11 protein-coding genes and 1 tRNA gene are annotated in these 13,012 nt (G+C 56.5%); 10 read left to right on the forward strand and 2 right to left on the reverse strand.

Features of this window, described 5'->3' with window-relative positions; all coding sequences use genetic code 11:
• The first annotated feature begins 83 nt into the window (after nucleotides 1–83).
• From ACFQPC_RS04990 to ACFQPC_RS05035, 10 genes are all read left to right on the forward strand, one after another.
• Nucleotides 84–779, forward strand: a complete 696-nt coding sequence (locus ACFQPC_RS04990; protein WP_382270518.1) for a phosphatase PAP2 family protein — start codon at nucleotides 84–86, stop codon at nucleotides 777–779.
• A 119-nt stretch (nucleotides 780–898) separates the two neighbouring features.
• Nucleotides 899–1,516: a hypothetical protein gene (locus ACFQPC_RS04995; protein WP_382270520.1), complete on the forward strand. Its 618-nt coding sequence runs from the start codon at nucleotides 899–901 to the stop codon at nucleotides 1,514–1,516.
• A 232-nt stretch (nucleotides 1,517–1,748) separates the two neighbouring features.
• Entirely contained in the window at nucleotides 1,749–2,045 is a 297-nt protein-coding gene (locus tag ACFQPC_RS05000) for a hypothetical protein (RefSeq protein WP_382270521.1), read from the forward strand.
• Between the two features lie 123 nt (nucleotides 2,046–2,168).
• Nucleotides 2,169–5,240, forward strand: coding sequence for a formate dehydrogenase-N subunit alpha (gene fdnG, locus ACFQPC_RS05005; RefSeq protein WP_382270522.1), 3,072 nt, complete (start codon nucleotides 2,169–2,171; stop codon nucleotides 5,238–5,240).
• A 9-nt stretch (nucleotides 5,241–5,249) separates the two neighbouring features.
• Entirely contained in the window at nucleotides 5,250–6,194 is a 945-nt protein-coding gene (gene fdxH, locus ACFQPC_RS05010; protein WP_382270525.1) for a formate dehydrogenase subunit beta, read from the forward strand.
• An 11-nt stretch (nucleotides 6,195–6,205) separates the two neighbouring features.
• On the forward strand, nucleotides 6,206–6,826 hold the full coding sequence (locus ACFQPC_RS05015) for a formate dehydrogenase subunit gamma (protein ID WP_382270527.1): 621 nt from the start codon (nucleotides 6,206–6,208) through the stop codon (nucleotides 6,824–6,826).
• 22 nt (nucleotides 6,827–6,848) lie between these two features.
• Nucleotides 6,849–7,868, forward strand: coding sequence for a formate dehydrogenase accessory protein FdhE (gene fdhE / locus ACFQPC_RS05020; RefSeq protein ID WP_382270529.1), 1,020 nt, complete (start codon nucleotides 6,849–6,851; stop codon nucleotides 7,866–7,868).
• A 20-nt stretch (nucleotides 7,869–7,888) separates the two neighbouring features.
• A complete protein-coding gene (gene selA / locus ACFQPC_RS05025) occupies nucleotides 7,889–9,316 on the forward strand; it encodes an L-seryl-tRNA(Sec) selenium transferase (protein WP_382270531.1) in 1,428 nt (475 codons plus the stop codon).
• Nucleotides 9,313–11,223: a selenocysteine-specific translation elongation factor gene (gene selB / locus ACFQPC_RS05030; RefSeq protein ID WP_382270533.1), complete on the forward strand. Its 1,911-nt coding sequence runs from the start codon at nucleotides 9,313–9,315 to the stop codon at nucleotides 11,221–11,223. The genes selA and selB overlap by 4 nt, the downstream gene beginning before the upstream one ends.
• Nucleotides 11,224–11,232: 9 nt before the next feature.
• Nucleotides 11,233–11,328: transfer RNA gene (locus tag ACFQPC_RS05035), tRNA-Sec, on the forward strand.
• A gap of 42 nt (nucleotides 11,329–11,370) precedes the next feature.
• Here ACFQPC_RS05035 and phnE read toward each other — a convergent pair.
• Both phnE and ACFQPC_RS05045 read right to left on the reverse strand, forming a co-directional pair.
• Complete coding sequence (phnE, locus tag ACFQPC_RS05040; RefSeq protein WP_382270535.1) at nucleotides 11,371–12,174, reverse strand: phosphonate ABC transporter, permease protein PhnE; 804 nt, start codon at nucleotides 12,172–12,174, stop codon at nucleotides 11,371–11,373.
• Nucleotides 12,171–13,010 (reverse strand): PhnE/PtxC family ABC transporter permease, encoded by an 840-nt coding sequence (locus tag ACFQPC_RS05045; protein WP_382270536.1) that lies wholly within the window; start codon nucleotides 13,008–13,010, stop codon nucleotides 12,171–12,173. Before ACFQPC_RS05045 ends, phnE begins: the two co-directional genes overlap by 4 nt.
• Between the last annotated feature and the right edge of the window lie 2 nt (nucleotides 13,011–13,012).

The following is a 13,012-nucleotide window of genomic DNA, read 5'->3' on the forward strand; positions in this document are numbered from 1 at the left end:
CGCTGCTTTTGAAGTAATGCCTGCTGCGGTTAAGGTCGGCAAGTGAACTTCAAGTCCTCCCAGCCCAATGTAAACGAGCACAGATGATTAATTCGCTGCAGCGGTATTTCTACCAGCCGAACCAACAATTTTCCTCCCTTCGTATTTATTTCTATCGTGAGCGCCTCAAGGCTTTGGTGTGCCTGTTGGGCATCATCTTGCCCTTTGTTTTGTTCCTCGTGATGGCGGACAAGATAAGGAACGGTGGTTTACTGGCACTGGAGCGTGCGTTCCTGTGGGCATTGCGGGTGCAGGCGGAATCATTGCCCAGTCATTTCGCAGTATGGATCTCGATGTTGGTAACGGTACTGAGTGTATGCATGTTGTGCTACCTGCTATATCGACAGCTGTGGCGCACCGCCTTGTTCTGGCTGCTGGCGATTGCCGGTGCCGCCACCCTCGGCAATGTGATGAAAGGTTTGATACAGCGGGCTCGCCCCGAGTTGTGGCTGGATACCGCGGCAACTTCATTTGGCTTCCCTAGCGGACATGCGACGCACTCGATGGCGATCGTTGTTGCATTGCTGGTGTTGTTGCGCGTCAGCAGCTGGCATACGACAGCATTGCTGACAGGCCTGGTATTCGCGGCGCTGGTAGGGTTAAGTCGCATGTATCTCGGTTATCACTATCCGAGCGATATTCTTGCCGGCTGGATGCTGGCCTTGTTTTGGGTCATGACATTGCGCGTTTTATTCAAGCATAGCTATCTGACGCTGGATCACAGGCAGCACTCGCGGTGATTGCCTCGCGGAATAGTTGGTGCAGCAATTGAATTTCGTTGTGCGCTGGCGTACAGTCTGTTTGTCGGACCCGCTTTACTATCATTCTCAACAGGCTATCCATCATAGAAGGAGTTGATATGAGCAACGCGTGTAGAGAAAGTACCTCTCTGTTAGCCATCCACCTGATCGAAGAACAATTGCGGGTATTGCCGGTCTCGATTGCAATGATCCTGCAATCGACCAAGGCCGGTGATGTCGAGCCCGGCACCGCGCCCGTGCTCATGCTGCACCGGAAGAAGAAACAGGCAAAAACCGGTTCCGCCGGCAATATCGTGGTCGACAATGCACAAGCGACTACCGTGCTGGATCTCCAGGCTTCCAGCAAAGCCTTGCATGAAAGTCCCTTGCAAAAGATGACCTATCTACGGGTCGTGATCAGCAATGCCTTGTTGTCGGTCGGGATGTTCCTGAAGGAACATAATCTGGCGTCCATGCGCACGCCGGAAATCCAGTTCCTGGACCACGTCATGGATGCCATCCTGAATGCGAATACCTTCAAGGTAGAGCAGGGCTATATGCCAATGGCAAGCTTTGACGGCTTGGTGATAGACAGTTCGCTGGACGGCAAGCCATTGTTTGGTGACGGCAAAAGCGAGGGCTTCATGGAATTCGGCGATGCGGTTGCCTTGTTGCAGTGGCTGGCCCATTACCTGCACAAGGAAAAGCATTTTGTCAGCGGCGGCGACGCCGGCTAGACACAGCAACAGCCGCTACCAGCCTATCTGCCACCCCGTCCGGGGTGGTTTTCACCTGATTACAGCTCCTTTGCTAATCACGGCCTTTTTTGCCCTGCGTAAAAATAACTGGTTATAAATAGCATATTCGGAAAAGCCCCAATACCTTTGAATCGCAAAGTTTTGACTGTTATATTGAATGCAGCCAACCCATACCGGGTCGAATTTGATGCATTCAATATTCGGGATAGCCATGAATCTGCCGCTTACTTTCTCTTGTGTAACGCTTGCACTCATCGCCTTATCTGCATGCGACCGCAATTCACCTTCCGCACCGCCCAGCCCCACACTTAATACACCTGCCGCAGGGCAAGCCGCTCCTGCCGTCACACCGCAATCAGGCAATGAAACCAGTACCAAATCCGGCAGTGGCCCCGCTGAAGGCGGCACTGCAATCGGCGGCATGGTCGGCAACCAGGAAAAAGACGGTGCCAAGAGCGGTGGAGCTCCGGCCAGTACCGGCGGTGACGGCAGCGCACCCAAGAAATAAACACAGTACAAATCAATAGCGGGGCTACACGCGGCCGCGTTAAATAACGACCAGATAAATAACGAACATGCATTTGTTGGATCCAAACCGAGAGCAATAAAAACCTTGCAGGAGGGCTACCCGATGGACATGAATCGCAGGCAGTTTTTTAAGGTAACCGGAGCCGGGCTGATGGCTTCCAGCATGGTTGCGCTGGGCTTTTCGCCGACACTGGCATTGGCCGAAACGCGCAACTTCAAGCTGGCACGCGCCACCGAAACCCGCAATACCTGCCCGTATTGCTCCGTCGGTTGCGGCCTGATCATGTACAGCCTGGGTGACAAGGCCAAGAACGTTACATCCGACATCATCCACATCGAAGGCGATCCGGATCATCCGGTCAACCGCGGCACCTTGTGTCCGAAGGGCGCAGGCTTGCTCGACTTCGTGCACAGCACCAATCGCCTGAAGTATCCGGAAATCCGCGAACCCGGCAGCACCGAATGGAAGCGCGTGTCCTGGGATACCGCAATGGCGCGTATTGCCAAGCTGATGAAGGAAGATCGCGACGCCAACTTCATCGCCAACAATGCAGATGGCAAAGTGGTCAATCGCTGGGTCAGTACCGGCATGCTGGCCGCTTCCGCATCCTCCAATGAAACGGGCTACATCACGCACAAGGTGATGCGTTCGATGGGGATGCTCATCTTCGATAACCAGGCGAGGGTTTGACACGGTCCTACGGTAGCCAGTCTGGCTCCGACGTTTGGACGAGGTGCGATGACCAACCACTGGGTGGACATCAAAAACGCCGATCTTGTATTAATCATGGGTGGCAATGCCGCCGAAGCCCATCCTTGCGGTTTCAAATGGGTAATCGAAGCCAAGCACCACAATAAGGCCAAGCTGATTGTTGTCGATCCGCGTTTCACGCGTTCGGCTGCGATGAGTGATTACTACGCGCCTATCCGCGCCGGTAGCGATATCGCCTTCCTCGGAGGCGTGCTCAACTACCTGCTCAGCAATAATAAAATCCAGCAGGAATACGTCAAAAACTATACCAATGCCTCTTTCATCGTCGGCGAGGATTATGGTTTTAGCGATGGCTTGTTCACCGGTTACGACGAAGCCAAGCGCCGCTATAACAATAAGAGCTGGGGCTACGAGCTGGACGAGAAGGGCTTTGCCAAAGTCGACCCAACGATGGAGCATCCGCGTTGCGTACTGCAGGTAATGAAGCATCATTACTCGCGCTATACGCCGGAAATGGTCAGCCGCATCACCGGCACACCGAAGGATAAATTCCTCAAGGTGTGTGAAATGATTTCGACCACTGCAGTGCCGAACAAGGCCATGACCGTGATGTACGCATTGGGCTGGACCCAGCATAGCCAGGGTTCGGAAATGATACGTACCGCGGCCATCATGCAACTCTTGCTCGGCAATATCGGTATTGCCGGCGGCGGCATGAATGCCTTGCGCGGCCATAGCAATATCCAGGGCCTGACCGACCTCGGCTTGCTGTCGAATTCGCTGCCTGGTTATCTGTCGCTGGCGACCGAGGCCGAGCAGGATCTCGACACGTATTACAAGCCGCGTGCGCTGAAGCCGCTGCGTCCTAACCAGATGAGCTACTGGCAAAACTATCCGAAGTTCTTTGTCAGCCTGCAAAAATCCTGGTGGGGCAATGCCGCCACCGCCGAGAATTCCTGGGCTTTCCACTACCTGCCGAAGATCGACAAGGTGTACGACATCTTGCAAGCCTTCGAACTGATGAACCAGGGCAAGCTGAACGGCTATATTTGCCAGGGCTTTAATCCGGTCGGCTCATTCCCGGACAAGAAGAAAATCATCAATGGTTTGTCCAAGCTGAAGTTCCTCGTCATCATCGATCCGCTGGCGACAGAGACCGCTGATTTCTGGAAAAACTATAACGAACATAACGACGTCAACAGCAAGGATATCCAGACCACGGTGTTCCGCCTGCCGTCGACATGCTTCGCTGAAGAAGACGGTTCGCTGACCAACTCCGGTCGCTGGTTGCAATGGCACTGGAAGGGCGCGGAACCTCCGGGTGAAGCGCGCGGCGATGCTGAAATCATTGCCGATATCTTCCATCGGGTAAAAACCGCTTACCAAAAAGACGGCGGCGCTTTCCCTGACCCTATCGTCAACCTGACCTGGCCGTACAAGATTCCGCACAGCCCTTCGGCGCAAGAGCTGGCAATGGAATACAACGGCAAGGCCCTGAGCGACCTGGCCGATCCGAAAGATGCGACCAAGATACTGGCGAAGGCCGGCGAGCAGGTGTCCGGCTTCGGCTTGCTGCGGGATGACGGTAGCACCGCCTGCGGTTGCTGGATTTATGCCGGTTCGTGGACGCAGGCCGGTAACCAGATGGCAAGGCGTGACAATTCCGATCCATGGGGCATAGGTCAAACACTGAACTGGGCCTGGGCCTGGCCGGCCAACCGCCGCATCCTGTACAACGCCGCATCCAGCGCACCGGACGGCAAACCATGGGATGCCAAACGCAAGCTGGTGCAATGGAGTGGCACGAGTTGGGGTGGCTCGGATATACCGGACATCCGGCCGGATGCAAATCCGGGCGAAGCCGATAGAGTTCAGCCTTTCATCATGACGGCCGAAGGCGTGTCGCGCCTGTTTGCCCCGAGCGGCATGGCGGAAGGTCCGTTGCCCGAGCATTACGAACCGTTCGAATCGCCATTGGCAAACAATCCGATGCATCCGAACAATCCGAAGGCGAGGGCCAATCCTGCGGCGCGCGTGTTCAAGGCGGATATGGAAAACCTCGGTACGGCGAAAGACTTTCCGTATGTGGCAACCAGCTATCGCCTGACCGAGCACTTCCACTATTGGACGAAAAACGTACTGACTTCGGCCATCATCCAGCCGCAGCAGTTTGTTGAAATTGGTGAAGAACTGGCGAAAGCCAAGGGCATAGGCAATGGGGATTGGGTGAAAGTCTCTTCGAAACGAGGATTCATCAAGTGTGTGGCATTGGTCAGCAAGCGCATTCCGCAGTTGGATTGCGATGGCAAGAAAGTCGACACGGTGGGCTTGCCGAATCACTGGGGCTTTGTCGGTGTGGCACGTCCCGGTTATCTGGTGAATACACTGACCCCGTTCGTGGGGGATGCGAATACACAGACGCCGGAATACAAGTCGTTCCTGGTCAACATCGAGAAGGCTTAAGGAGTCACTATGTCCTCACTACAATCCCTTGATATTGCACTGCGATCGGCGACCACCACGGCCAGTCCGCAAGCCCGCACGCATGTGACCGAAGTGGCGAAGCTGATCGATGTCAGCAGCTGTATCGGCTGCAAGGCTTGCCAGGTTGCGTGCATGCAGTGGAATGATCTGCGCGACACGGTCGGCGACACCATAGGCACTTACGACAATCCGCGCGACCTGACGCCTGATTCATGGACCGTCATGCGTTTCTCTGAAGTGGAAGTCGAAAGCAAGAGCGAAGGCATGCGCCTGGAATGGCTGATCCGCAAGGACGGTTGCATGCATTGCGATGAACCGGGTTGCCTGAAAGCCTGCCCGGCACCGGGTGCGATTATCAAATACACCAATGGCATCGTCGACTTCATCAGTGAGCATTGCATAGGTTGTGGTAACTGCGTGATCGGTTGCCCGTTTGATGTGCCGCGCATCAGCAAGAAAGATGACAAGGCTTATAAATGTTCCTTGTGTTCGGATCGCGTCGGCGTCGGCCTCGAACCTGCATGCGTGAAGGCTTGTCCGACCGGTGCGATACGCTTTGGCAGCAAGGAAGATATGCACACCTTCGCCGCTGAACGCGTGGTCGACCTGAAGGAAAGGGGCTACGACAAGGCGGGGGTCTATGATCCGCAAGGCGTCGGTGGTACGCATGTGATGTATGTGTTGCAGCATGCGGACAAGCCGAACCTGTATCACGGCCTGCCGGAAAACCCGAGCATCAGCCCACTGGTCTCCTTGTGGAAAGGTGCCGCCAAACCGCTGGCTGTCGCTGCAATGATAGGTGCCACCATCGCCGGCTTCTTCCACTACATCAAGGTCGGGCCGCTGGACGCCGATGCGGAAGACGAGCATGCCGCCAAACCACCGGCTGGTCCCGGTGGCGAGCCTGAAAAGCACAACGCAGATATAGTCTGAGGAGTAGCGACATGGCAAAAATCATAGAACGTTATCCGGACCGTACCCGCCTGAACCATTGGGCGGTGGCCTTGCTGTTTATTTGCGCCGGCCTGACCGGCCTTGCGATCTTCCATCCATCAATGTACTTCTTCAGCGCCTTGTTTGGCGGTGGTTCATGGACACGTATCCTGCATCCATTCTTCGGGGTATTGATGGTGCTGGGTTTTGTCTTTCTCTTCCTGCAAGTCTGGCGTGACAACTTCTGGACCAGGGAAGACAGCGCGTGGGTGAGGAAAGCACCGGAGCTGCTGAAAGGCAATGAAGAAGGCATGCCGCCGGTCGGTAAATACAATGCAGGGCAAAAAGTCGTGTTCTGGCTGTTCGGCATCAGCCTCGTCCTCCTGTTTGTGACCGGCTTCATGTTCTGGCAACCATGGTTCGCCAATTTCTTCCCGATAGTGGTACGCCGGATCGCAGTGCTGATCCATGCGATAGCGGCTACCGTGCTGATCCTCAGCGTCATCATTCACGTCTATGCCGCAATCTGGGTCAAGGGTTCGGTACAGGCGATGACACGCGGTACTGTCAGTGAAAAATGGGCGCGCAAACATCATCTGCTCTGGTATCGGAAAATCAGTGGCGAAAAGTAAAGTTTGAGGGCACAATCGATTCATGACCATCAGCCAAGCACGTCCTTTGCTCAGTCCTGAAGAGATTGCTGTCCGCGCCGGGCAACAAGTTCCTCACCTGCATATGCCGGAACGTTTCGATGTGTTTTCTGCACGCGAAAACCGTTTGCGGCAGCATGCTGCATCCCATGCGATGCAGGACTTCCTTGTCTTTGCCGCTGAAGTGGCACACGCCCAACACCAGGCCTTGCAAGCATATCCGGCAGTTGTTTTGCCGGATGCCGAAGCCCTGGATGCGGCGCGCAATACGGCGCAAGCACCATTGCCTGCCGCCCTGTGGCCACGCGATCCATTATGGCGTGTCGCGCTGTGCGATATGCTGGATAAATTACTGCCACGACTGGCCAATAATCCGGCGCAAGCGGTAGTGCAGGAACTGCAGCAAATGAGCGATCAGGAAATGGAATTGCAGGCTGATCGCTTGCTCAATAACATCATGTTCGGCCTCAAGCTGTCTACCGCACCCTTGATCGCCGCCGGTTTGCAGGCTTACTGGACGCATATGCTGCTGGCTACAGTTGCCGCACGTGGTGATGACAAGCTGGCACCGTTTGGCCGCATCGGTGACTCCACACGCTGTCCTTGCTGCGGCAGCCTGCCGACGGCTTCGATTTCACGTGTCGACGGCGAAGGTAATTATCGTTACCTGCATTGTTCACTGTGTTCGCTGCAATGGCATATGGTGCGCATCAAATGTAGCCACTGCGAAAGCACCAAGGGCATCCATTATCATTCGCTGCAAGCTGCCGGCGACACCACTTCGAGCAATACGGTTTCGAAGGAAGCGGTAGAGGTTGAAACTTGCGATGAATGCAATCATTACCTGAAGATCGTTCGCATGGAGCGCGACATCGCGGTCGAGCCGGTAGCTGACGACCTGAGCTCGGTGATCCTCGACCTGCTGATTTCAGAAGCAGGCTATCAACGCCACGGCGTGAACCTGCTCTTATTATTCGGTGATCCGGAAACGGCTGAAACCGGCAACGACGGCGGAGGCGGCTAGTGGCGGCGACCGGAGAGTCCGTGGTACACGGCTCGAAGGCCAGTCCGCAGGATCTGCCTTCGATCGATAAATTGCTGCGCTTGCCATCGGTGCAGCCCTTGCTCACAGCGCATGGTCATACATTGGTCGCCATCCAGGCGCGCGTCCTGCTCGACAGTTTGCGGGTGCAAGCAGTGGCCGGCAGCCTGCAACTGGCAGATATCCAGGCAGAAACCCTCAGTATCAGCCTCGCCCTCGGCATAGAAGAACGTCTCGCGCCCCGCATGCGTCGCGTGCTCAACCTGACCGGCACGGTCATCCATACCAATCTCGGTCGCTCCGTACTGCCGCAGGCGGCGATCCGTCATTTGACGGCGATGATGGAAGGGCCGAACAACCTCGAATATGACCTGGTCGATGGCGGTCGTGGTGATCGTGACAGTATCGTCGAAGGTTTGCTGTGCGATATCACCGGTGCGGAAGCAGCCACAGTAGTGAATAACAATGCCGCCGCGGTATTGCTGTCGATTGCCGCTTTAGCCGGCGGTCGCGAGGTCATCGTCTCGCGCGGTGAGCTGGTAGAGATAGGTGGCGCTTTCCGCATGCCGGATGTCATGGCCAGTGCCGGTGCCATCATGGTTGAAGTCGGTACCACCAATCGCACGCACCTGGCCGATTATGAGCGTGCAATTAATGCACGCACTGCGATGCTGATGAAAGTACACACCAGCAATTACGCAGTTGAAGGTTTTACATCTTCTGTGCCGGAATCCCAGCTTGCGCTACTGGCGCGTGAACGCCAGGTAGCCTTGGTGACCGACCTCGGTAGCGGTTCACTGGTCGATATGGGGCAACTGGGCTTGCCGCAGGAACCGACACCACAACAAATGCTGGCTGCTGGTTGCGGTGTGGTGACATTCTCCGGTGATAAATTGCTGGGTGGGCCACAAGCCGGTTTGATCGTTGGCGAACGTGACTTGATTACGAAGATACGCAAATTCCCGATGAAGCGCGCCTTGCGCCTGTCCAAGCTGCCGCTGGCCGCACTGGAAGCCACGCTGACGCTCTACCTGCAACCGGAATTGTTGACACGTGATTTGCCGACCTTGCGCTGGCTCACACGGACCCCGGAGCAGGTGACTGCAACGGCGCAAGCCTTGCTTGAACCCATGAGTGCAGCATTGACCCCACGCTACACCGTCAGCTTGCAAAGTATGTCCAGCCAGATCGGTTCCGGTTCCTTGCCGGTAGATCGCCTGCCATCCGCCGGTCTTGCCATCTCGCCCGTGCTGGCCGGGAAGCGGGGTACAGGCACCGCCCTGGACCATCTTGCGACGACCTTGCGTGGTCTTCCATTACCTATCATCGGACGTGTCGCGGATGACAGCCTGTTGCTGGATTGCCGATGCCTCGATGATGTCACTGAAGTTCTGGCGCAGCTCGCGACCCTGCGCGAAAGGCTGGCATGATCGTTGGCACTGCCGGCCATATCGATCATGGCAAGAGTGCGCTGGTACGTGCACTGACCGGGCAGGAAGGTGATCGCCTGCCGGAAGAAAAGCGCCGCGGCATTACGATAGAACTCGGTTATGCCTTCATGCCGGCAGCGCATGGCGGCATGATAGGTTTTGTCGATATGCCCGGGCATGAAAAACTGGTACGCACCATGGTTGCCGGTGCCAGCGGTATCGACTTCGCCTTGCTGTTGGTCGCAGCGGATGACGGCATCATGCCGCAAACGGTAGAACACCTGAGCATCCTGTCCCTGCTCGGAGTGCGGCGTGGTGCGGCGGTGATTACCAAGATTGATCGCGTTGATGATGTACTCAGGAATCAACGCATAACTGAAGTGCAAGCCTTGCTGGCCGCAGCAGGGCTGGCGGATTATCCTGTGCTGTGTGTATCCGCCTTGCGCGGCGACGGCGTCGAAGACTTGCGGCAGTTACTGCTGGCTGAAGCCGAGCGTGGCAAATCGGATATTGCGCCTGTAAACGCTTTTCGCATGGGCCTGGACCGGGCATTTACACTGGATGGCGTCGGAACGGTAGTCGCCGGCAGCATTGCCGAAGGCCAGGTCAAGATAGGCGATATGCTGTGCCTCGCACATGCGCCTGACAAAAGCTATCGCGTACGCAGCCTGCATGTACATAATCAAAATGTCGAAAGCGCACATGCCGGCCAGCGTTGCGCAGTCGGCCTGGTTGGACTGGAACGCAGTGCAGTGGAACGTGGACAAATGTTATGTGATCCCGCCATTGCGCAAAGCTCGGATCGCATCGATGTATTGCTGCAAGTAGCCGCGACTGAAGACACACCTTTGCGCTCCGGTACGCTGGTACACCTGCATCTGGCGACGCAAGAATGCATGGCTTCGGTAGCGATACTCGGCCAATCGATGCTGGCACCGGGGGAATCCGGACTGGCGCAGTTGGTGATGCAGGAAGCGATTAATGCCTGGCATGGCGACCGTTTCATCTTGCGCGATGCCTCTGCCAATCGCACCATTGCCGGTGGCAGTGTGCTCGATACCCATGCCCCGGCGCGTTATCGGCAAACACCGCAACGCCTGGCTTTCCTGCAAACACAGCGCAATGCCGATCCGGCAGTGCGCCTGCAAGGCGCGTTGGAACATGCACCGTTTGGCGTGAATAGCGCCGAGTGGCTGCGCAGCGCAGGCTTGCATGACTGGCCGTTCGCACCGGATGCACTGGCCGGTATCGTATTTGGCCAGGGCAGGGCATGGGCAATCGCGCAGGAGCGCCTGCAAGAAAATGAGGCAACAGTCATCCATGCCTTGCAAGCTTTCCATGCCAGGTATCCGGAAGACATAGGACCGGACCTGCAAAGGGCACGTCGCCTGGCAGTGCCGCGCATGCCGGAAACCTTGTGGTCGCAGCTGGTGGATCGCATGGTGGCCAATGGTGTGCTCGCCAAACGCAATGGTTTCCTGCATCTGGCCGAGCATGGCGTGCAATTGCTGGCCGCAGAAAAGATAGTGGCAGAACGTGCTTTGCCGCTGCTACTGGAAGGAGATTTCGATCCGCCATGGGTGCGTGACATCGCTGTCACGATCAGGCAGCCGGAATCGCAAGTGCGTCATGTTTTTATCCGCCTGGCGAAAGCCGGTGACGTGTATCAGGTCGTCAAGGATCTGTATTACCATCCACAGGTAGTACGCAAGCTTGCAGCCCTGGTGCGCCAGATACATGAACGCGATGGTGAAGTGACGGCTGCTAATTTTCGGGATGCGACAGGATTGGGACGCAAACGTGCGATCCTGATACTGGAGTTTTTCGACAGGATAGGTTTCTTGCGACGCGTCGATGACAAGCATCTGCTGCGTCCTGGTACAGTTTTATTCCCCGCAGGGGAATGATGTAAGAATGGAAGGAAATCGTCCCTGGTGGGGCGGCTGGGCTTCAAACCCAGTTGGTGGCGCCATGCGTTGCCGGGTGGGTTCGACTCCCGCTTCCTTCCGCCACATTCTCTTTGCATGCTGTTGCGGCATGCAATGTCGAAGTACTCAGCGCGTCATGACACGCCTGAGTCCGAAGCTGATGGCATCGACAGCACAGACCAATCCCAGCATCGCAATAATAACGCTGGCAGCTTGCTGCATCTGGAATAGCGACAGGTGGTACTTCAGCATTTGCCCCAGGCCGCCGGCACCGACCACGCCGAGGATGGCGGCAGCGCGGATATTGTTTTCCCAGCGGTATAAAACATAGGACATCATTTGCGGACTGCTTTGCGGCAGCGTCGCATACAGGAAGGCCGCGACCGGATGTGTACCGTTGATGCGCAGCGAAGACTCAGGCAAAGGCGGGCAATTCTCAAGGGTATCGGCGAACAGACGACCCAGCACACCTATCGTATGGATGGTCAGTGCCAGCGTACCGGCGAATGGCCCGAGGCCGGCTGCAATCAGAAGGATGGCAGCCCACACCAGCTCCGGGATGGAACGCAAGACATTCAATATGCCGCGTGTCAACACGCGTGCGCTCATGCCGAAGCGGCCGCTGGCTGGCAGGCTCAGCAATAAACCAAAAAAGGCGGCGAGCAAGGTACCGATAGCCGACATCGCCAGGGTTTCCAGCGTTGCATAAGCAATCTTTTCCAGGAAGGCTGGTGCCAGCTCGGGTGGGGAAAAGCCGCGCAGGAATTCGATACTGGTGCGTATCGCATCCTGGCTAAAGAAATCGCGCCACTTCAAAGGCAATGACACAAAGCTCGCAACAATCAATAGCAGGATGCCGAGCAATAGCAGTACGGTCGACCAGCCGGCTTTCGGCGGTATTGGCATGGCAGCGGATGGCTTTTGCATCATTCCAGCCTCCGTCTCAATAATGCCGATACGCCATCGGCGCAGGCAACCAGCAACACGAAGACCAACAGCATGGTGGCCAGCTCGTCACCGGCCATCATCTTCATCGATTCATCCATGCGCTGCCCAAGACCACCGGCACCGACAAAACCCATCACTACAGAGCCGCGGATCGCGCATTCCCAGCGGTAGACCGTATAGGAAACCAATTCAGAAGCAGAAGAGGGCAGTGCGCCATACAGGAAGGCAGCGAGGCGGCTGCTGCCGTTTTGCAGCAGGGTGTCGCAGGCCGCTGAGTCGGACGATTCGAGTATGTCGGCGTACACCTTGCCCAGCATGCCGCAATAAGTCAGTGCAATCGCAAGCACACCGGCGGTCGGGCCCAGGCCGACGATGCGTACCAATAGCAGGGCCCACACCAGTTCCGGCACGCTGCGCAGCAATACCAATAGCCAGCGTACCAATTGACGGAACATCTTGGCCACAGTTGCGACGCGGCCTGTGCCGAGGCGCGAGACAGACAATCGCTCGGTTGCCAACAATGTCATCGGAATCGCGCCGAGCAAGGCCAGGGTCATGCCGGCGGTCGCCATGGCGACCGTTTCCCAGGTTGCGGCGGCAACCATATGCAGGAATTCTGCCGAGTGGGCAGGCGGGAAGAAAGTCGTTAGAAATTTCCAGGTCGCCCGCAGGCTTTGCTCGTCAAACAAAATCCACGGTTTGAACTCTGCAAACACCAGCATCGGCCACAAGACGATAAGCACCACGATAAAACCGATGACGCGGCTGCGCCAGGCTGGATCGCGGTGTGTCATGGCGAGGGAGGCGGGTGTACTCATGG

This window comes from Herminiimonas glaciei (genome assembly GCF_042664955.1).
Taxonomy (GTDB): Bacteria; Pseudomonadota; Gammaproteobacteria; order Burkholderiales; family Burkholderiaceae_D; genus Oxalicibacterium; species Oxalicibacterium glaciei.